Origin of the sequence: Mycobacterium sp. NPDC050551 (genome assembly GCF_040674075.1) — a bacterium.
In the GTDB taxonomy this organism is placed as follows: domain Bacteria; phylum Actinomycetota; class Actinomycetes; order Mycobacteriales; family Mycobacteriaceae; genus Mycobacterium.
In genome coordinates, this window is the sequence record NZ_JBFARC010000001.1 from 1,065,897 (window position 1) to 1,086,417 (window position 20,521).

General features: G+C 70.1%; 18 protein-coding genes. 13 read left to right on the plus strand and 5 right to left on the minus strand.

The features are described 5' to 3' along the window. Positions 1–71 precede the first annotated feature (71 nt). Together AB0K11_RS05145 and AB0K11_RS05150 are read left to right on the plus strand one after the other, a co-directional pair. Positions 72–1,124 (plus strand): DUF2235 domain-containing protein, encoded by a 1,053-nt coding sequence (locus AB0K11_RS05145; protein ID WP_364972920.1) that lies wholly within the window; start codon positions 72–74, stop codon positions 1,122–1,124. 170 nt (positions 1,125–1,294) lie between these two features. Continuing rightward, positions 1,295–2,200, plus strand: coding sequence for a hypothetical protein (locus AB0K11_RS05150; RefSeq protein ID WP_364972922.1), 906 nt, complete (start codon positions 1,295–1,297; stop codon positions 2,198–2,200). Between the two features lie 5 nt (positions 2,201–2,205). Here AB0K11_RS05150 and AB0K11_RS05155 read toward each other — a convergent pair whose 3' ends face one another. Beyond that, entirely contained in the window at positions 2,206–2,340 is a 135-nt protein-coding gene (locus tag AB0K11_RS05155) for a hypothetical protein (RefSeq protein ID WP_364972924.1), read from the minus strand. Positions 2,341–2,448: 108 nt separating this feature from the next. Between AB0K11_RS05155 and AB0K11_RS05160 the strand changes: the two genes are divergently transcribed. Next, the gene (locus tag AB0K11_RS05160) at positions 2,449–3,144 is read left to right on the plus strand and encodes a crotonase/enoyl-CoA hydratase family protein (protein ID WP_364972927.1); all 696 of its coding nucleotides are present in this window, start codon (positions 2,449–2,451) and stop codon (positions 3,142–3,144) included. A 3-nt stretch (positions 3,145–3,147) separates the two neighbouring features. Continuing rightward, positions 3,148–3,735, plus strand: coding sequence for a TetR/AcrR family transcriptional regulator (locus tag AB0K11_RS05165; protein WP_364972930.1), 588 nt, complete (start codon positions 3,148–3,150; stop codon positions 3,733–3,735). 8 nt (positions 3,736–3,743) lie between these two features. On the opposite strand, the gene AB0K11_RS05170 is transcribed toward AB0K11_RS05165, so the two are convergent. Both AB0K11_RS05170 and usfY read right to left on the minus strand, forming a co-directional pair. Continuing rightward, positions 3,744–4,139 (minus strand): PPOX class F420-dependent oxidoreductase, encoded by a 396-nt coding sequence (locus AB0K11_RS05170; RefSeq protein ID WP_364972933.1) that lies wholly within the window; start codon positions 4,137–4,139, stop codon positions 3,744–3,746. 105 nt (positions 4,140–4,244) lie between these two features. After that, positions 4,245–4,553, minus strand: a complete 309-nt coding sequence (gene usfY / locus AB0K11_RS05175; protein ID WP_364972935.1) for a protein UsfY — start codon at positions 4,551–4,553, stop codon at positions 4,245–4,247. 103 nt (positions 4,554–4,656) lie between these two features. Between usfY and AB0K11_RS05180 the strand changes: the two genes are divergently transcribed. Beyond that, the gene (locus tag AB0K11_RS05180; RefSeq protein WP_364972937.1) at positions 4,657–5,643 is read left to right on the plus strand and encodes a magnesium transporter CorA family protein; all 987 of its coding nucleotides are present in this window, start codon (positions 4,657–4,659) and stop codon (positions 5,641–5,643) included. A gap of 4 nt (positions 5,644–5,647) precedes the next feature. Here the strand turns inward: AB0K11_RS05180 and AB0K11_RS05185 are convergent, their stop codons facing one another. Beyond that, entirely contained in the window at positions 5,648–6,796 is a 1,149-nt protein-coding gene (locus AB0K11_RS05185) for an FAD/NAD(P)-binding oxidoreductase (protein WP_364972940.1), read from the minus strand. A gap of 133 nt (positions 6,797–6,929) precedes the next feature. On the opposite strand from AB0K11_RS05185, the gene AB0K11_RS05190 reads away from it, so the two are divergent. From AB0K11_RS05190 to AB0K11_RS05200, 3 genes are read left to right on the plus strand one after another with little or no spacing between them, the layout of a single operon-like run. Next, a complete protein-coding gene (locus AB0K11_RS05190) occupies positions 6,930–7,850 on the plus strand; it encodes a TIGR03619 family F420-dependent LLM class oxidoreductase (protein ID WP_364972943.1) in 921 nt (306 codons plus the stop codon). Positions 7,851–7,889: 39 nt separating this feature from the next. After that, positions 7,890–8,369, plus strand: coding sequence for a MarR family winged helix-turn-helix transcriptional regulator (locus AB0K11_RS05195; protein ID WP_364972945.1), 480 nt, complete (start codon positions 7,890–7,892; stop codon positions 8,367–8,369). After that, the gene (locus AB0K11_RS05200; RefSeq protein ID WP_364972947.1) at positions 8,366–9,619 is read left to right on the plus strand and encodes an MFS transporter; all 1,254 of its coding nucleotides are present in this window, start codon (positions 8,366–8,368) and stop codon (positions 9,617–9,619) included. The genes AB0K11_RS05195 and AB0K11_RS05200 overlap by 4 nt, the downstream gene beginning before the upstream one ends. 2 nt (positions 9,620–9,621) lie before the next feature. Here the strand turns inward: AB0K11_RS05200 and AB0K11_RS05205 are convergent, their stop codons facing one another. Then, positions 9,622–10,233, minus strand: a complete 612-nt coding sequence (locus AB0K11_RS05205) for an HD domain-containing protein (protein ID WP_364972950.1) — start codon at positions 10,231–10,233, stop codon at positions 9,622–9,624. Between the two features lie 109 nt (positions 10,234–10,342). Between AB0K11_RS05205 and recC the strand changes: the two genes are divergently transcribed. The 5 genes from recC (at position 10,343) to recD (ending at position 20,264) form a co-directional block, all read left to right on the plus strand. Next, positions 10,343–13,630, plus strand: coding sequence for an exodeoxyribonuclease V subunit gamma (recC, locus tag AB0K11_RS05210; RefSeq protein WP_364972952.1), 3,288 nt, complete (start codon positions 10,343–10,345; stop codon positions 13,628–13,630). After that, the gene (gene recB / locus AB0K11_RS05215) at positions 13,627–16,977 is read left to right on the plus strand and encodes an exodeoxyribonuclease V subunit beta (RefSeq protein ID WP_364972955.1); all 3,351 of its coding nucleotides are present in this window, start codon (positions 13,627–13,629) and stop codon (positions 16,975–16,977) included. The genes recC and recB overlap by 4 nt, the downstream gene beginning before the upstream one ends. 344 nt (positions 16,978–17,321) lie before the next feature. Next, on the plus strand, positions 17,322–17,621 hold the full coding sequence (locus AB0K11_RS05220) for an STAS domain-containing protein (protein ID WP_364973749.1): 300 nt from the start codon (positions 17,322–17,324) through the stop codon (positions 17,619–17,621). 43 nt (positions 17,622–17,664) lie between these two features. Next, complete coding sequence (locus AB0K11_RS05225; protein WP_364972958.1) at positions 17,665–18,567, plus strand: NYN domain-containing protein; 903 nt, start codon at positions 17,665–17,667, stop codon at positions 18,565–18,567. Continuing rightward, positions 18,564–20,264: an exodeoxyribonuclease V subunit alpha gene (gene recD / locus AB0K11_RS05230; RefSeq protein WP_364972960.1), complete on the plus strand. Its 1,701-nt coding sequence runs from the start codon at positions 18,564–18,566 to the stop codon at positions 20,262–20,264. Before AB0K11_RS05225 ends, recD begins: the two co-directional genes overlap by 4 nt. The last annotated feature ends 257 nt before the right edge of the window (positions 20,265–20,521 follow it).

A 20,521-nucleotide genomic window follows, 5' to 3' on the forward strand; every position in this document is an offset into this window, starting at 1 on the left:
ACGTGACACGGCGTGCTCGATCGGGGCAAACTTGTCGTCAGCAATGAAGACGCTAGGTCCGGGGGATCGACGTGAAGAACATCGTGCTGTGCTTCGACCACGCTCAGGAGCAGCTCCAACTGCGTGACGCCAGCAACGCCCGGGCGCTGTTCCGGCTGCTCGACGCGACGAGCGGGCAGCTCAACTGGTACCACCCGGGCACCGTCGCCGCGCCGGCGCGCATCGGCGAACGGATCAGCCCCCGGCAGCGGCGCCGCCACATCGCCGAGCAGGCCCGGGCAACCGTCGTGGAGGCCTACGAATTCCTGGCGGGCACCTACGAGCCGGGCGACGACATCTACCTCTTCGGCGCGGGTCGCGGCGCATCGTGCGCCCGCGAACTGGTCCGGCTGCTGGGCGTGCTCGGTCTGCCCGCCGACCACCACGATGATCTGCTCGACTACCTGCTGGCCGCCTTCGCGTTGCCGCGCACCCGGCGCACCGGTGAGGACTGGCAGCGGGTGGGCGCGCTGGCCGCCGGGCTCGCCGGCGGGTCGGAGATCGCGGTGCCGGTGCGGTTCGTCGGACTCTTCGACATGGTCCGGGTGCCCGGGGTGGCGACGACGACCGGCCCGCTGGCCAACGTGGCCGAGGGCAGGCACGCCGTCGCGATCGACGGCGGGCCGTTCGGCGAGCGCGTCGACTCCCCCACGGTGGACGAGGTGTGGTTCCGCGGCGCGCACTGCGACGTCGCGGGCGTGCAGGGCGCCTGCTGGCCGCTGGCCGACATCGCGCTCGACTGGGTGCTCGACGGCGCCGTGCACGCCGGACTGGCGGTCCGGGACGGCGGGCGAAACCGGGTGCCTGCACCATGCGTCGCCGATCCCCTTGCGGGCAGCGCCCACATGCTCTCGCTGCGGCGGGTGCCGCTCGACGCGGCCGTGCACGCAAGCGTCGAGGTCTACCTGCGGTCGCATCCGCAGTACTGGCGCCGCCTGCCCGCACGCTTCGGCTGGGCCGACCGCGAGTGGCTGGCGCGCGGCGAACGACTCGTGCCGCCGGCGGCACCGGCAACACCGGCGGCCGCCACACCGGCGGAGGCCACGGCGTCGCAGCCGGTCGACGCCGAACTCCTCACCGCCTGAGCCGAACCAGGCGACGGCCGCCGGCTCGCCGAACCTCACATCCTGGCGTGCACCGGGGTAACGTGATCATGACTTTCGGACGTCATCCAGCAACGGTCTGACCGGTTGCTGTGTTCGCGGCAGCGAAGCGGTAGGGTCCGGGGCGTCGATGACGAACACCTGGGGGCACGGTGGAATGGATTGAGAACCGCTGGCGGGACCTCACCGGTCTCGGGTCCGCGGGCTGGCTGACGATCGCCGCGTGGGCCGCACTGGTGCTCGGCGTCGCCGCGCTGATCTACCTGCACCGCCAGCTCCGGCAATTCCATCAGCGCAAGGCCGACCAGGTCAGGCCCCATGTCGCGGTGTTCATGGAACAGCACCCCGCGGACTGGCACATCATCGAGCTCGTGGTGCGCAACTTCGGTCAGACCGCCGCGCACGACGTCCGGTTCTCCTTCACCCACCCGCCGACCGTCGCCAAGTACGAGGAACGCTACGACGAATCGCTGCCGGAAATCGTCGAACTCCAGCTGCCCAGCGAACTGACGGTTCTCGCACCAGGCCAGGAATGGCGAACGGTGTGGGACTCGGCGCGCGACCGGGCGGAGTTCGGCGGCTCGATCCGCTCCCGTTTCGACGGTGTGGTCACCTACCACGACCGCGCACGGCCGGAGGGCTCCGACAAGGGCCGCGCCTGGCGCCGCAGGCGCGAATTCCAGAACCGGGTGGTGCTGGACTGGGCGACGCTGCAGCCGGTGCCGCGGCTGGAACTGATGACGACGCACGACCTGGCCCGCCAGGAACGGCAGAAGCTCGAACTGCTGCGCAGCGTGCTCAACTACCTGCACTACGCGTCGAAGGAGACCCGGGCCGACGTGCTGCGCGCCGAGATCGAGCGCGTCAACGGCGCCGCGCAGGAGAACCAGGACCGGTGGCGCAACAAGCAACTCGACGAGACCACGGTGCTGGACTTCCCGTGGATCGACCGGGCCCATGTGAACGACGCGGCACAACACGACGGGACACCGGCGCACGACGGCGTGATGGTGCCCGCGCGTGATGCGGCCGGTCGCCACCACCGCAACGGCGGTTGAGCCGGCTACTTCCAGACGGCGCCGATGCCGACTTCCCACAGGCTCAGCGCGGGCACTCCGCGCCGATTGCGTGGATTGCGGCGCTTGGTCGTCTCGCGCTCGGTCGGCTCGGCCTGACTGCGCTTCCGGTGTGTTCGCATGCTCGGACGCTATGACCGCGAGCGCCGACCGCTCACGCGTAACGAGCTACCCCACCGCGGGAAGGGCCGCTCTCGCGTTTCGTAACATCGTTACGTAACATGCTTCCGATGACTACCGTGAACTACGACCTCAGCGATTCGGTGTCGACGATCGTCATGGACGACGGCAAGGCGAACGTGCTGTCTCCCGCGATGCAGCACAACCTGAACGAGGCATTCGACCGCGCCGAGCAGGACGACTCGAAGGCCGTCGTGCTCGCAGGCAACCAGAAGCTGTTCAGCGGCGGCTTCGACCTCGCCGTCTTCGCCTCCGGCGACGCGCAGGCGGCGCTGGACATGCTGGCCGGTGGCTTCGAACTGGCGCTGCGCTGCCTCACCTTCCCCAAGCCGGTGATCATGGCGGCGACCGGGCCAGCCATCGCGATGGGCTCGTTCCTGCTGCTGTCCGGCGACCACCGGATCGGATCGCCACGCACGCGGTGCCAGGCCAACGAGGTGGCGATCGGCATGGTCTTGCCGATCGCCGCGATCGAACTGATGCGGCTGCGGCTGACCCGCGCGGCCTTCCAGCGTGGCATCTCGATGGCCGCGACCTTCGCAGGCGACGCGGCGATCGCGGGCGGCTGGCTCGACGAGATCGTCGAACAGGACGACGTGTTGCCCCGCGCGCGGGAGGTCGCGACCGAGGCGGCGGCGACGCTGCACCTCAAGGCCCACCTGGCCAGCAAGCTCAAGGCCCGCGAGGACGCGCTCGCCGCGGTCCGGGCCGGTATCGACGGGTTGGCCGCCGAGTTCGGCGGGTGAGCCGTGCCGAGGGCGAAGCAGCGCACGCCCGAACTGCGTGAGCACCTGCTGGCGGTCGCCGTCGCGACCCTGAACGAGGAGGGCTTCACGCGGTTCACCACCCGCCGCGTCGCCGAACGCGCAGGCACGTCGGTGCCCGCGGTGTACGAGCTCTTCACGGACAAGGCGGGACTCGTCCGGGCAATGTTCTTCGAGGGCTTCCGAGTGCTGGGCGCCGAACTGGCGAAGGTCCCGTCGAGCGTCGAACCACTGGCCGACATCGAGCGGCTGGTGCCGGTGTTCCGGTTGTTCTGCCGGGCCTATCCGCGGCTGGCGCAGGTGATGTTCTCCCGGCCGATCGCCGACTTCGAACCCGGGCCCGACGAACTCGCCGCGGGTGCGTCGGTGCGCCACGAGTTCATCGGCCGGATCCAGCGGGCGGTCGACGCCGGTCTGCTCGCCGGCGACCCGACCGACATCGCGCACATCCTGCTCGCCCTCGCGCAGGGTCTCGCCGTCCAGGAGGCCGGCCGGTGGCTCGGCCCGGCACCGTCGATCGAACGGCGGTGGCGGCTCGGGGTGCGCTCCCTGCTGGCGGGCTTCGCGACGTGACCGGGGCGTCAGCCGTCGAGGTTCACCCGGATGAGCACCCGCCGGGTGTGACCGCGCCGGATCAGCCGCTCGATCGCTGTCACCACGCGGTACCCGAGCCCGTACTTGCGACGGAACAGCCCTTCGACGCGCCGAACCTCGCCGGCGTCCTCGACCACCTCACCGCGTCCGGCGACGGCCTGCTCGCCCGGATCGACCTTGCCGCTACGGCTGCAGGCCGCCATGGTGACGCGGGCGTCGCGGCTGACCCGCTTGACCTTCCACGAGTCGGCCGGGGTCCAGAAAACCAGCGCCCCGCCGTCGGAAACGAGCCACAGCGGTGTCGCCACCACGTCGCCGTTGCGCTTGAACGTCGTCAGCGAGACGAACTTCTCCGCGCCGAGGCGGTCGAGGTGTGAGGCCATGGCGGCCATCGTAGGTGCGCCGTGTGCGGCTTCCCTGCCGTCGATACTGCGCACAGGGTCGTCGGACGCGCGGCTTCACAGCCCTACGCGCAGTTTCGCGCTCGGTCAGGCGGCGTGCCGGTGGTCGGCGTCGGCGTGGTTCGACAGCCAGTGCCGCTCGACGCGCAGCACCCGGCGGTGCTCGAGCGCGATGAGTCCACCACCCGCCGTCACCACCGCCCCCGTGACGAGCGCGAGCGGCAGCACCCACTGGGTGTTGCCGTAGGCGGCCGACGCCACGATCGCCGCCAGGCCGACGACGCCGAAAGCGATGAGCACCAGTCCGGGGAACCAGAGGGTGTCGATCATGGATTCGCCGGCATGGGGCTGACAGGTACGGGAATGATCCGCAGGATCCTGATGCGCATTTTTCATCGCATCTCCCTTCCAGAGGTGTGATCCAGGTTACACCCGTATTCGGTGGAGCCGGATGCCCGCGGCGCGCGCTGACCATCGGACCGGCTGACATGATGAACCCGTGACCGACATCCGCGGCCGGTTGTGGCGGGAGGGGAAACCGCAGGACGGTTTCGAGTTCTCCAGCCTCTCGGACTACCTCGCCGACGAGGACACGTTGGTGTGGGCGGACATCTACGATCCCGACCACGACGACCTCACCAATCTGGCCACCGAGCTCGGACTCAACACCTGGGCGGTGGAGGACGCCGTCGCCGAAGCCGAGCGCACCAAGGCCAACGTCTACCCCAGCCACACCTTCTTCACGGTGTACGCGGTGTCGTGCACCGAGCCGGCCGACGAGAGCGCCTCGACACTGCAGACCCATCGCATCTCGGGTTTCGTGCTGCCGCGCGCGATGATCACCGTTCGGCTGTCCCCCGAGATCGACATCGACGCCGTCTCACAGCGGTTCGACGAGCTCGGCGGGCAGCAGCACGGCGTCGGCGCGCTGGTGCACGGACTGCTCGACGTCGTCGTCGACGGGCACTTCGCCGCGGTGCAGTCGCTCGACGACGGCATCGAATCCCTCGAGGACGAGCTGTTCGACGAGGACGGGCCGCGCCGCGGACTGCAGCGGCGGTCGTTCCGGCTGCGCAAGGACCTGGTGGAGTTGCGCCGCGTCGTGCTGCCCATGCGCGAGGTCGTCAACTCGATCCAGCATCGCAGGCTCGACGCGAAGACCAGCCCCGAACTCGACCCGCTCTACGCCGACCTCTACGACCACGTGCTGCGGGTGTCGGAATGGACGGAGTCGTTGCGCGACATGGTCACCACGGTGTTCGAGACGAACCTGTCCCTGCAGGACGCCCGCCTCAACACGGTGATGAAGAAGCTGACCGGCTGGGCGGCGATCATCGCGGTGCCGACCGCCATCACCGGCTTCTACGGGCAGAACGTGCACTATCCGGGCATCGAGACGGTGCAGGGATTCATCGTCAGTTCGGCGTCCATCGTGCTGCTGGTGGGCCTGCTGTACCTGATGTTCAAACGGCGGGACTGGTTGTAGTCCACTACCCGTCGATGTGGGCGTGGGCACGGACCAGCCCGGCGGCCTGCCTGAAGTCGTCGTCGGCGTTGAGGCTGAGCACGCCGACCGCCTCGCCGCCGGACTCGTACCAGACGGTGAACCCGTCACGGTGGTCGATCAGCCGGCTGTGCTCGAAACCAGTCCCCCACCCGCGGTACTTCAGCGTGGAACCACCGATGGTGCAGGAGAATTCGGGTACATCGCGCCACGAGCGGGGGTGACCGGCGGCGGTCTCGCCGGCGATCACACCCTGCCTGGCGGCGTCTCGCCAGTGCTCGGCGGCGACGTGCCTGCGGGCGTCGACGTTGTAGGCGAGCGCGACGTCGCCTGCGGCGTACACGCCCGACGCCGAGGTGTGCATGTGCTCGTCGGTGACGATCCGGCCGGACTCGGTGCGCAGGCCCGCGTCGACGGCAAGGGTGATGTCGGGGCGCACCCCGGTGGCCGCGACCACGACGTCGCCGTCGACGGCCTCACCGGTCTCCAGCGTGACGCCGCGGTCGTCGATCTCGGCCACCTCGGCGGAGCCAATGAAGCGAACGCCGTTGTCGGACAGGATCTTCGCGACGCGTTCGCCGGCGTCCAGGCCGAACCGACGCAACAGCGGCACCGGCTCACCGGCGACGAGCGTGGTGGCGATGCCGTCGCTCGCCAGGCAAGCCGCGGCCTCGCATCCGATCAGCCCACCGCCGATCACCACCGCCGATGTCGCGCTCAGTGCCGCCATCCGCAGCGCCACGGCGTCGGCGAACGACCGCAGATGCAGGGCGAAGCGGGCACCGGGCACGGCGAGCGGCACCGGCTTCGAGCCGCAGGCGAGCACGCAGTGCCAATAGGGATAGCGCCGGCCACCGCGGGTGATCACCTCGCGGTTGGCGACGTCGAGACGCTCTACGGAGATGCCGAGCACCAGGTCCAGATCGTGGCGGGCGAACCAGTCGGCCGACCGCAGGTCGACGTCCGAGCGGCGTCCGCAGAGGAACTCCTTGCTCAGTGGCGGCTTCTCGTAGGGCATTGCCGGGTCGGCGGCGAGGATCGTGACGGGAACGCGGGGATGGCGGGCGCGGAAGGCCGAGGCGGCGTTCAGTCCGGCCGGACCACTGCCGACGGCGATCAACCCTGATGCCCCCACCCTGCCGGAGTACCACGCGCCGCGCTTTGCTACGCACCGAGTTCCGCGATCGTCATTATTCGGTCCGCGGCCGCCGGGGTTCGGGTAGCCGACTACTCACGACAGCGCGTGGACCCGGGACGACACTGGCGCGATGAAGATGATGTTCGCCATGCCGCACGCGATGGAGCTGCTGGCGCTCACACAGCCGTGGGAGTTCGCGGTCACCGGCGCCGACCAGGCGCGCATGGCACGCTGCGCCGAGGAGCTGGGCTTCGACATGATCTCCGTCCCGGAGCACTTCCTGATCCCCCGCGCGCACGTCGAGCTGTCGGGCGCGCACTACCTGCACTCGACCGTGGCGCAGGCGTTCTTCGCAGGCGCGACCACCACGATCCGGCTCAACTCGGCCGCCACCCTGCTGCCGCTGCAGCATCCGGCGGTCATGGCCAAAGCCATCGCGACGGCGGACTGGCTCAGCGGCGGCAGGATGTCGGTGACCTTCGGTGTCGGCTGGCTGAAGGAGGAGTTCGACCTGCTGGGGGTGCCGTTCCACGAGCGCGGACAGATGGCAGACGAGTACCTCGCGGCGATCATCGAACTGTGGACGCAGGAGTCGCCCTCCTTCTCGGGCCGCTACGTGTCCTTCGACGACGTCGCGTTCGAGCCGAAACCGATTCAGCGCCCGCACCCGCCGGTCTGGATCGGCGGCGACGCCGATGCCGCGCTGAAGCGGGCGGCCCGCTTCGCCTCGGGCTGGCTACCGTTCCTCACCCAGCCGGCGGACTTCCCCGCGCGGATCGACCTGATCAAGTCGCAGCCCACCTACGACGGCAGGCCGTTCGAGGTGGCCTACGGGGTCGGAACGTCGCTGATCGGCGAGGGCCATGAGGTCGTCGACGATCCCGGCGGCCGGCCGGGGATGACCGCCGCGCAGCTCGTCGACCAGTTCGGCCATCTGCACGAGCAGGGCGTCACGCTGGCCGGCGTGAGCGTGCCGGACGTGGGCTCGGTCGACGCGTACCTGGACTACTGCCGGTGGCTGATCGAAGAGGTCGCACCGCAGGTGCCGTGACCCTGCAGGCGTCGCCCCACCCGATCCCGATAAGTATGTATGTGCTATGCATATTTAATGGCTCAGTCGCGATACGACCTCCTCGACGAGCTGTTGACGCGCATCCACGTGGTTCGCCAGCGGCCGGAATGGCGCCGCCTGCTGCTCAGCGACGCCGACCCGGTGTCGGTGTCGAGCCTGCGGGTGCTGCGTGCCGTCGAACAGCGCGACCTGGCGGGCCAGCCCGCCTCGATCGGCGACATCGCCGACTACCTGGCCGTCGAGCACTCCACCGCCAGTCGCACCGTCGCATCCGTCGTCGCCGCCGGCCTGCTGACCAAAGCCGTTGCAGCCGAGGACCAACGACGCACGTCACTGGCGCTGACCGACGTCGGCCGTAAGGCCCTGGCACAGGTCACCGACCGCAGGCGCGAGTTGGTCACCGACGTCATCGCGCACTGGCCCGACGACGACGTCGACGCGCTGGTGCAGCTCCTGGACCGGCTCGCGGTCGACTTCGAGGGCCGGGTGCGCCGATGACGGCCGAAGCCACCGCCGCCGCTCCCCCGCAGCCACGCCGTGCCCTGCGGCTGATGTTCGACCCGACGTTCGGGACGCTGTTCTGGGGCAAGATGTTCGCCGTCGTCGCCGTGTACATCCACGGGATGGTGTCGGCGATCGTCATCTACCAGGCGACCGGATCGGCACTGATGGTCGGCCTGGTCGGCGTCGTGCAGTTCGGCCCGCAGCTCATCCTGAGCCCGACCAGCGGCAAGTGGGCCGACCTCGGTGATCCGGCCAAGCAGATCCTGTGGGGCCGGGTGCTGTGTGTGCTCGGTTCCGGGTCGACGGCGCTCTGGTACGCCCTGGATCCCGAGCTGACGGGTACCGCCGCCGCGGTGCCGATCCTGGCGGGCACCCTGCTGGTGGGCATCGGATTCGTGATCGGCGGGCCCGCCATGCAGTCGATCGTGCCGAGGCTCATCCGCGAGGGCGAACTGTCCACCGCGATGGCGCTGAACAGTTTCCCGATGACGGTGGGCCGGGTGTTCGGGCCGGTCTTCGGCGCGTATCTGGCGGCGCATCTCGGCGCGGCGACGGGCTTCGCGGTCAGCGCGGGACTGCACTTCGTCTTCGCCCTGTTCCTGCTCGTGGTGCACTTCCCGGCACCGCCGAAGCGGCTGGCCGGCACCGACTACCGGGTGCGCGCGGCAGTGAAGTACGTGTGGCGGGACCGCCCACTGTTCCTCGCACTGGTGGCCGTCGCAGCCGTCGGATTCGCCGCAGATCCGTCCATCACGCTCACGCCGTCGCTGGCCGCCGAACTCGACGGCGGCACGCAACTCGTCGGGCTGCTGTCGGCGGCCTTCGGCGTCGGCGCCGCGGTCGGGATGGCGGCGCTGGCCATCCTGCAGAACCGCGTCGCGTCGGCGCCCGTGTCGTCGCTCGGTCTCTGGCTGATGGCCGCGGGCACCGCCATGCTCGCGGTCGAGGCCAACACGGCCCTCGCCCTGGCCGGATTCACGATCGCCGGAATCGGCTTCGGGTGCGCGATGACGGGTTTGAGCACAGTGGTGCAGGAACGCGCCCCCGAGGAACTCCGCGGCCGGATCATGGCGCTCTGGCTCGTCGGGTTCATCGGCTCACGTCCGCTGGCCGCGGCGCTGCTCGGCGGGACCGCCGACGGCACGAACGTCTACGTGGCGTTCGCCGTCGCCGCCGTGGTGACCGCGGTCGTCGCGCTGCTGTGCCGGCCGAAGGCCTTGAGCGGGCCGCTGCCCGGACTCTGATCTCAGACCGTCGCCGCGACGGGCGGGCCGATCTCCTCGCCGAGGTCGTGCACCACCCGACCGAGCTCGTCGACCAGCCAGCTGTCGCTGCGCTTGCGGTAGACCTCGAGCAGCGAGCGGTAGTACCAGAGGTGGTCCTGCGGATCGGCGGTGCTGAACCGGTTCCACAGTGCCGGACCGTGCCTGCGGAGGTCGCGCAGGATGGCCCGGGCGTTCTCGAGTTTGTCGGCGACCGACACCAGGACGGTCGAGTCCTTCGCCGCGCCGAGGTGGGCGATGTAGTCCTCTTTGCGCTGCCGCCAGGGCGGTTTCGGCTCGACCATGGCGTCGCTGCACTCCTCGACGATGTCGGCCACGTCGGTGCCGAACCGGTCGCGGATGTCGGCCAGGGTGGCCTCGCCGCCCTGATCCTCGGCGGCGTCGTGCAACAGCGCGGCGATGGCCTCGGTCTCGGTGCCGCCCGCCTCGATCACCAGGCCCGCGGCGGAGAGCAGATGGCCGACGTACGGCACGTCCCCGCCCTTGCGGACCTGCCTGCGGTGCAGCTCGCTCGCGTATCGGAGCGCCTCATCGAACTTCGTCGTCAGCTTCGGTGTCGTCGTCTCTTCCGGCATCACGTCCTCTTTTCGGTCCGCCACACGTATGACACCGATGCGGGGCGGACAAACGTGTCCCCGGGAGAAACCACCTGCCTGTCACACCCACGACCTAGGGTGGCAGTCGATGGCCCTCCATCTCCACCGCGCTGAGCGCACCGACCTGCTGGCCGGAGGTCTCGGCGCCCTGCTCGCCACCCCGCAGGCCGACCCGTTTGCCGAAGAACTGGTCATCGTCCCCGCCAAGGGTGTCGAACGGTGGCTGAGCCAGCGGTTGTCGCACATCCTGGGCCGCGGCACCGGTCAGGACGGCATCTGCGCGGGCGTCTCCTTCCGCAATCCGGGCTCGCTGATCGCCGAGATCGCCGGCACCCGCCACACCGATCCGTGGGCACCCGACGCGATGGTGTGGCCGCTGCTCGACGCCATCGACAGCTCCCTCGACGAGCCGTGGTGCCGCACGCTGGCCACGCACCTCGGCCACTTCGAGGAGGGCGACGAGAAGGAACTGCGGCAGGGCCGCAGATACGCGGTGGCCCGACGCCTGGCGGGTCTGTTCGCCTCCTACGCCAGGCAACGCCCGCAGCTGCTCGTCGACTGGCTCGACGGCGTCACCGACAACGTCGACGACGATCTACGGTGGCAGCCCGCCCTGTGGCGCGCCCTGCTCGACCGTGTCGATGCCGATCCGCCCCACGTCCGGCATGCGACAACCGTTGCCCGACTGCGGGAATCGGCGACCGATCTGCCGCCGAGGCTGTCGTTGTTCGGCCACACCCGGCTGCCCGGCACCGAGATCGAACTGCTCGACGCCCTGTCCACTCACCACGATCTGCATCTGTGGTTGCCGCACCCCAGCGACGAACTGTGGACGGCGCTGACCCCGCGCCACGGCGCCATCCCCCGCAGGCAGGACACCAGCCACCGCGTCGTCGACCACCCGCTGCTGGCGACCCTGGGCCGCGACCTCCGCGAACTGCAGCGCAGCCTGCCCGCGGACCCGCAGACCGACGAGCATCTCGGCGGGGCGACGCATCCCGACACGCTGCTCGGCTGGCTGCAATCCGACATCGCCGCGAACGCGGTCCGTCCCGGCGGCCGGCGCCTGCACCCCGACGACCGGTCCGTCCAGGTGCACAGCAGCCACGGCCCGGCCCGGCAGATCGACGTGCTGCGCGAGGTGCTGCTGGGGCTGCTCGCCGACGATCCGAAGCTGGAACCGCGCGACATCCTGGTGATGTGCCCCGACATCGAGGCCTACGCCCCGCTGATCGTCGCGGGCTTCGGCCTCGGTGACGTCGTCCACGGTGCCCATCCCGCGCATCGGCTGCGGGTCAGGCTCGCCGACCGCGCCCTCATCCAGACGAACGCACTGCTCGGCGTGGCGGCTCAACTGCTGGCGTTGGCCGGTAATCGGGCCACCGCCAGCGAGGTACTCAACCTCGCCGAGGCCGCACCGGTGCGGCAGCGGTTCGGGTTCACCGACGACGACATCGACGCCATCGGGAACTGGGTGCGCGAGGCCAACATCCGCTGGGGTTTCGACTCGGCGCACCGCAGGCCCTACGGCGTCGAATTTATCCAGAACACCTGGCGTTTCGGCGTCGACCGGGTGCTGGCCGGGGTGGCGATGTCAGACGACTCGCATGCCTGGCTGGAGAACACGCTGCCGCTCGACGACGTCGGCAGCAATCGCGTCGAACTGGCAGGCCGGCTCGCCGACTTCGTCGACCGGCTCAGCGCCACCGTCGCATCACTGAGCGGTGCACGACCCCTCGACCGGTGGCTGCAGGCACTCACCGACGGAATCGGTGACCTCACCGCGGTGCCCGATGACGACGCCTGGCAGAGCATTCAGGTGGAGCGCGAGTTCGCGGGGATACTCGCCGACGCGGGTGACCACAGCGGTACCGTGTTGCGCCTGTCCGACGTCCGGGCGCTGCTGGACCGGCACCTCGCAGGCCGACCGACGCGGGCGAACTTCCGGACCGGCACTCTGACGGTCTGCACGATGGTGCCGATGCGTTCGGTGCCGCACCGGGTGGTGTGTTTGATCGGGCTGGACGACGGGGTGTTCCCGCGGCTCGGCGTGGTCGACGGTGACGACGCGCTGGCCCGCGATCCGATGACGGGTGAACGCGACATCCGTTCCGAGGACCGGCAATTGCTGCTCGACGCCATCGGCGCGGCCACCGAGACACTCGTCATCACCTACACCGGCTCCAACGAGTTCTCCGGCCGGCGTCGACCGCCCGCGGTGCCGTTGATGGAGTTGCTCGACACCCTCGACCTCACCACCCCGGCGCCGGCCCGCAGCCAGGTGCTGACCGAGCACCCGTTGCAGCCGTTCGACGTCCGCAACGTCACGCCCGGCCGGCTCAACATGCCGCCGGGCGAGCCGTTCACGTTCGATCAGACCGCGCTGACCGCTGCCGAGGTCGCCGCGTGCGAACGCGAGGAACGGCCGACCCTGCTCGGCAGACCGCTGCCCGCCCCGCCCCCCGATGACATCGCCCTCGACGACCTGATCGGATTCTTCCGTGACCCGGTGAAGGGCTTCTTCCGCGCCCTCGACTTCACGCTGCCCTGGGAGGTCGACGCCATCGACGACGCGATGCCCGTCGAGATCGATGCGTTGCAGGAGTGGAAGATCGGCGCGCGGATGCTCGACGACATGGCGCGGGGTATGCGGCCGGAACTCGCCCAGCAGGCCGAGTGGCGGCGCGGGTCGCTGCCACCGGGCCGCCTGGGCTGGCGCAAGGCTCAGGAGATCCGCGATCAGGCGGCGGCACTGGCGATCGCCGCGCATCAGCACCGCCGGCAGCCGACGCAGGCGTACGACGTCGACATCGACGTGGGTGGTGGCCGGCGGGTCACCGGGACCGTGCCGCACGTGTACGGCGAGCGGTTGGTCTCGGTGACCTATTCGAAGCTCGACGGCCGCCATCTGCTGGCGTCGTGGATCCAGTTGGTGGCGTTGGTCGCCCGCCACCCGGACCGGGAGTGGTCGGCCGTGTGCATCGGCCGACCCAAGCGCAGCGGCCCACCGCGGGAGCGGATCCTCGGGGCGCCCCAGGTGCCTGCGGTCGACGTAGTCAAGGACCTGGTGGCCATCTACGACGCGGGCCGTCGGGAGCCGATCCCGTTGCCGCTGAAGACGTCCTACGCGTGGGCCGAGGCCCGGCACACCCGCGGCCAACCCGAACGCCAGGCCGGCTTCAAGTGGAATACCAGCCAGTTCCCCGGGGAGAACGAGGAACCCGCACACCTGCGCGTGTGGGGGTACTCGAAACTCGGTGTGCTGCTGCAGCCGGTGCGTCCCGGCGAGGAACACGATGGCGAGACCACCCGGCTGGGCGCCTACGCCGCCCGGCTGTGGTCGCCGATGCTGCAGGCGGAGATCCCCGGCTCATGAGGACCTTCGACCTGCTGGGACCACTGCCGCAGAAGAACACCACCACGGTGCTCGAGGCCAGCGCGGGCACGGGCAAGACGTTCGCGCTCGCGGGTCTGGTGACGCGCTACATCGCCGAGGACGTGGCGACACTCGACCAGATGCTGCTCATCACCTTCAGCAAGTCGGCCAGCCAGGAGCTGCGGGAGCGGGTCCGCGGGCAGATCCTGGCCGCCGTGCTCGCGTTCGTCGATCCGTCGACTGTCGGCGACAACCAGTTGGTCGCCCACCTGCTCGACGGCACCGACGAGGAACTGCGCGACCGCGAGCAACGGCTGCGCGACGCGCTGGCCGGTTTCGACGCCGCGACCATCGCGACCACCCATCAGTTCTGCCACCTCGTCCTCAAATCGCTTGGCGTGGCCGGTGACACCGATGCCGGCGTGACGCTGGCCGAGAGCCTCGACGACCTCGTCACCGAAATCGTCGACGATCTCTATCTCGCCCACTTCGGGCAGGACCGTGACGACCCGCCGATGTCCCGCGGCGACGCACTCAAACTCGCCCGCGCCGTCGTCGCCAATCCGAGCGCCGAACTGCGCCCGGTCGATCCGCCCGCAGGGTTCGAGCCGGCCATCCGGGTGGGCTTCGCGCGGGCGGTGTGCGCTGAACTGGAGCGACGGAAACGCAGGCGCGGCGTCCTGGGCTACGACGACCTGCTGAGCAGGCTGGCCGCCGCGCTGGAATCCGACGACTCTGCCGCCCGCGCCCGGATGCACCGACGCTGGTCCATCGTGATGGTCGACGAGTTCCAGGACACGGACCCGGTGCAGTGGCAGGTGATCGACCGGGCCTTCAGCGGACGCTCCACGGTGATTCTCATCGGGGACCCGAAACAGGCCATCTACGCGTTCCGCGGCGGCGACATCAACACCTACCTGCACGCCGCATCGACCGCGGGAGAACGCCAGACGCTGGGTACCAACTGGCGCAGCGACGCCGTGCTCGTCGATGCGCTGCAGGCCGTGTTGCGCGACGCAGAACTCGGTGACAGCGACATCGTCGTGCGCCCGGTCGCGGCGTACCACCAGGGCCACCGGCTGGCGGGCGCCCCGTGCAACGACCCGTTCCGGTTGCGGGTCGTCGCCCGCGACGCGTTCCGCACGCGACAGGACAGGACCATCTCGATCGACCAACTGCGCGAGCACATTCCGGCAGATCTGGCCGCCGACGTCAGCCGCCTCCTCACCAGCGGCGCCACCTACGACGGCCGTCCCGTCCAGCCCGGCGACGTCGCGGTCATCGTCGAGCTCCACAAGGACGGGCGGCGGTGCTTCGACGCGCTCACCGCCGCGGGTGTCCCCGCGGTCTACACCGGCGACTCCGATGTCTTCCGCTCCGACGCCGCCGACGACTGGCTGTGCCTGCTCGAGGCGTTCGACCAGCCGCACCGAAGCGGGCTGGTCCGGTCCGCGGCCACCACGATGTTCTTCGGCTACACCGCCGAGGACCTTGCGACACAGGGCGATGCCCTGACCGACCGCGTCGCAGGCAAGGTCCGCGAGTGGGCAGACCACGTCCGGGAGCGCGGGGTGGCGGCGGTGTTCGAGGCCGCCCAACTCGCCGGGATGGGCCGCCGGGTGCTGTCGTGGACCGACGGCGAGCGGCGCATGACGGACCTCGCGCACGTCACGCAGATCCTGCACGACACGGCCCACCGCGAACACTTCAGCCTGCCCGCCCTGCGCGACTGGCTCCGCACCCAGCGCGAAGAACGAAGCGGCGCAAGCGAACGCAACCGGCGCCTCGACAGCGATGCCGCCGCCGTGCAGATCATGACGGTGTTCGCCGCCAAGGGTCTGCAGTACCCGGTGGTGTACCTGCCCTTCGCGTTCACCCGCAACATCCAGACCGACGAAGCGGTGCTGTTCCACGACGGCGCACAGCGCTGTCTGCACGTCGGCGGTTCCACCAGCCCGGACTGCGCCGAGGTCACGCGGCGCGGGCGCGCGGAGGCGGCCTCTGACGACGTCCGGCGCACCTACGTCGCGCTCACCCGCGCGCAGTCGCAGGTGGTGGCCTGGTGGGCGCCGTCGTGGGATGAGCCCAACGGCGGGTTGTCCCGGCTGCTGCGCGGCCGCAGGCCCGGCGACAACACCGTGCCGGACCGCTGCGACCCCGCGGTCATCGACGACGCCGACGCGATGGCGGCGCTGCGGGCCTGGTCGGACATCGGTGGTCCGGTGCTCGAGGAGTCGGTGGTGACGATCGGTGCGGAGGTCGAGCTGCCGCCGCCGCCATCGGATCTCGCGGTCAGGCACTTCCATCGCCGCATCGACGCGTCGTGGCGGCGCACGTCGTACTCGGGCTTGCTGCGGTCCGCCGAGAACGCCATCGGCGTCTCGTCGGAACCGGAGGTCGTGGAGCTCGACGACGAGGCCGCCGACATCCCGGTCCACGATCCCGTCACTGCAGGCCCACCGCTGCCCGCGGTCGCGTCGCCGATGGCCGATCTCCCGATGGGCGCGAAGTTCGGCACGCTGGTGCACGCGGTGCTCGAGACCGCCGATCCGTTCGCGGCCGACCTCGCCGCCGAACTGGAGCAGCAGATCCGCGAGCACTCCGTGTGGTGGCCGGTCGACGCCGCACCCGGTGATCTGGCCGCCGCGCTGCTGCCCCTGCACGACACCCCGCTGGGCCCGCTCGCCCCCGGCGTCACGCTGCGCCAGATCGGTCTGCCGGACCGGTTGCGCGAGTTGGATTTCGAATTCCCGCTCGCCGGCGGCGACATCCGCGCGGGCCTCGGTGATTTCGGCGCGCTTTCGTTCGCCGAGCGAACGTCGGCGCGCCGAAATCCCACGATCACGCTGGCCGACGTCGGTGCGCTGTTCGCCGCGCACGTCCCGGCCGACGACGCGCTCGCCTCCTACGCGGCGCGGTTGTCCAGCGGCACGCTGGCCGCGCAGCCGCTCAAGGGTTATCTGACCGGATCGGTGGACGCGGTGCTGCGCATTCCCGACGGCCAGGGTCACCGTTACCTGGTGGTCGACTACAAGACGAACTGGCTCGGCGAACCCGACCGGCCACTGACGTCCGCCGACTACACCAGGGCGCGGATGGTCGAGGCGATGCTGCACTCGGACTATCCGCTGCAGGCGCTGCTGTACTGCGTTGTGTTGCATCGCTTCCTGCGCTGGCGTCAGCCCGGCTACGACCCGCAGCAACATCTTGGTGGTGTGCTGTACCTGTTCCTGCGCGGAATGTGCGGCGCCGACACCCCGATCGAGAACGGCCATCCGGCAGGGGTGTTCAGCTGGCAGCCACCTGCGGCCCTCATCCTCGCGGTGTCCGACCTGCTCGGCTCTTAACACGACGTCAATTTCGCGTGGCGGGAATCGACGAATTCGCCGAAAAGAGAGACGGGCCGTCGATTCGGACGCGTGTTCGAGGTAAGCTCAACATCGGTTGAAATCCCAGCCGCAATCCGTCGCAGAATCCGGAGCCTGAAAGTTCCGTGTGCGATGTGCGTCCGACGCCAAGCCGTTACACACCATACGCAGAACTGCGCAGCGACTTTCGGAGTTGATTTCCCATCACCGCTTCCACCGCCCCCATCCGGCACCGAATATTCTCCGCGACCGTCATCACCTCGTCGATCGCCGAGCCCGTCGCCTCGTTCTCGGCCGTCGAACCACCCGTCGGACGCCTGTCACTGACCACCGAGGAGCTCAACCCCGAGGCGGTCAGGATCGCCGTCGCCGGTGACCTGGACGCCTCGAACCACGACCAGTTCGCCGAGTACGTGTGGCGACGCACCGCCGAATGCCGCCGCCTGGTCCTCGATCTGCGCGGACTCGCGTTCTTCAGCACCGCCGGCATCAACGCGATCGCCGCGATCGACGGCTGGTGCGCGCAGGCGGGCATCGAGTGGACGCTGCTGGCCAACCCGATGGTGACGAGGGTGCTGCAGATCTGCAACGAGCACCCGAGGATGGCCGTCGAAACGGTGTGACGCGCCGCCGCAGTTGCCGCGATCGCGGCTCGGCGCGCGGCCGATGGACCACACTGATCGGATGACGGAACCGGCAAACCCGCGCGTTGCGGTCTACCTCGACTTCGACAACATCGTCATCTCCCGCTACGACCAGGTCAACGGACGCAACTCCTATCAGCGCGACAAGACCAAGGACGCCGGCGAGTTCGCGGACAAGCTGCAGCGGGCCAAGGTCGACGTCGGCGCGGTCATCGACTTCGCCTCGTCGTTCGGCACGCTGGTGCTCACCCGCGCCTACGCGGACTGGTCCTCGGACGTCAACGCCAACTACCGCGATCAGCTCGTCGGCCGCGCCGTCGACCTGGTGCAGCTGTTTCCCGCCGCGGCATACGGCAAGAACGGCGCCGACATCCGCCTCGCCGTCGACGCGGTCGAGGACATGTTCCGGCTGCCGGACCTGACGCACGTGATCATCGTCGGCGGCGACTCGGACTACATCGCTCTTGCGCAACGCTGCAAACGCCTCGGCCGCTACGTCGTCGGCATCGGCGTGGCCGGCTCGTCGGCCCGTTCCCTCGCCGCGGCGTGCGACGAGTTCGTCACCTACGACGCGCTGCCCGGTGTGCCGGTGTTCGAGCCCGACCCCGAGCCCGCCGAAGCCGCCGCGCCACGGCGCCGTAGAAGCACCCGCAAGGCCGATAACGACGAACCCGATCCGCAGGCCGGCGCCACCGCGCTGCTCACCCGTGCGCTGCAGATCGGTCTGGAGAAGGACGACGTCGACTGGCTGCACAACTCGGCGGTCAAGGCGCAGATGAAGCGGATGGACCCGTCGTTCAGCGAGAAGTCGCTCGGCTTCAAGTCGTTCAGTGATTTCCTGCGGTCGCGAACCGATCTCGTCGAACTCGACGAGAGCTCCACTGCCCGGATGGTGCGGTTGAAGACCCGTGGCGGTCCGGTGTGACGGTCGCCGCGGCCGGCCGGCTCGTCGAATTCACCGATGCGGGGGTGTTCGAGGCCGCCGACGTCCACGTGGCGCGGCGCCTGACGGCGCTGGCCAAGGAGTCCGACGAGTCGGTGGCGCTGGCCGTCGCATTCGCGGTGCGGGCGTTGCGCGGCGGATCGGTGTGCGTGGATCTGCGGTCGGTGCCCGCCCAGGTCGGCCTGCCCGAGCTGCCATGGCCTGCGCCCGACGCCTGGCTGGCCGCGGTGCGCGCGAGCCCGCTGGTCGCCGACCCGCCGGTGCTGCGCCTGCACTGCGACGCCGCCGCCGACCTGCTGTACCTGGACCGGTACTGGCGCGAGGAGGAGCAGGTCCGCGATGACGTGCTGGCACTGCTGGCGCCGTCGGCGTCCACGCCACTGCCCGATCTGACGCGACTGTTCCCCGATTCCGAGGAGCAGCGCCGCGCCGCGCACGTGGCGCTCACGCAGCCGCTGACCGTGCTCACCGGCGGTCCTGGCACCGGCAAGACGACGACGGTCGCGCGCCTGCTGGCGTTGCTGGCCGAACAGGCGGCCCTGGCGGGCAGGCCGCCGCTGCGGATCGCGCTGGCCGCGCCGACCGGCAAGGCGGCCGCACGACTGCTCGAGGCGGTGCTCCTCGAGGTCTGCAGGCTCGACCCCGCCGACCGCGACCGGCTGCCCACACTCACGGCGTCCACGCTGCACCGGCTGCTGCGGTCGCGGCCGGACAACTCGTCGCGGTTCCGCCACCACCGCGAGAACCGGCTGCCGCACGACGTCATCGTCGTCGACGAGACCTCGATGGTGTCGCTGACCCTGATGGCCCGGCTGCTGGAGGCGGTGCGACCCGACAGCAGGCTGCTGCTCGTGGGTGACCCCGACCAGCTGGCATCGGTCGAGGCGGGCGCCGTGCTCGCGGACCTGGTCGACGGGCTGGGTGCGCGCGACGACGCACGGATCGCGACACTGGTCACGTCGTGGCGCTTCGGCGAGACCATCGGCGGGCTGGCCACCGCCATCCGCGACGGCGACGCCGACCGGGTGGTCGAGGTGCTGCGCGCCGGCGGTGACCACATCGCCTGGCTCGACACCGACGAACCCGGCGAGCGGCTGCGCACTGTGCTTCTGCCGCAAGCACTTCGACTGCGCGAGGCGGCGATCCTGGGCAACGCGGCCGTCGCACTGCAGACGCTCGACGAACACCGGTTGCTGTGCGCACACCGCCGCGGCCCGTACGGCGTGCAGCACTGGAACCGCCAGGTGCAGCGGTGGCTGACCGACGCGACGGGTGAGGCCATCTGGACGGATTGGTATGCCGGGCGGCCGGTGCTGGTGACGGCCAACGACTACGGCCTCGGCCTCTACAACGGCGACACCGGTGTGGCGATCGCCGACAGCGACGGCGACGGCCTGAGCGTGGCCGTCGGAACGCAGACGTTCGCGGCGAGCCGGCTCTCCGAGGTCGACACCATGTACGCGATGACCATCCACAAGAGCCAGGGCAGCCAGGCCGAGGAGGTCACGGTGCTGCTGCCGCCGGAGGAGTCTCGGCTGCTGACGCGCGAGCTGTTCTACACCGCGGTGACGCGGGCCAGGCAGCGGGTGCGGGTGGTCGGTTCGGAGCGGGCGGTGCGCGCCGCGATCGGCCGGCGGGTGGTGCGGGCGTCGGGTCTGCGCCAGCGGCTGCAGGGCTGAGCCGGCCTCCGGGGACGAGCCCGGCAAACGCCGGTTCCGCGGTTCGAATTCCATTCCGGGGGTCCTCGCTGTACCGTCGGACCCGGTTGACAACCCAGCCAAGCGGAACGTCACGGTGGCGAGCGAGAGAATCGCTCCCCGCCGCGGGGGTCCTCACGACGTGACCGCGGCCGTATTACGGTGCCCGAGGGGCTGGGGAGTCTCGTGCCAGGGGGTTCAATCGTTATCACGACGACACGCGAGGGTGCTCGTTCGAT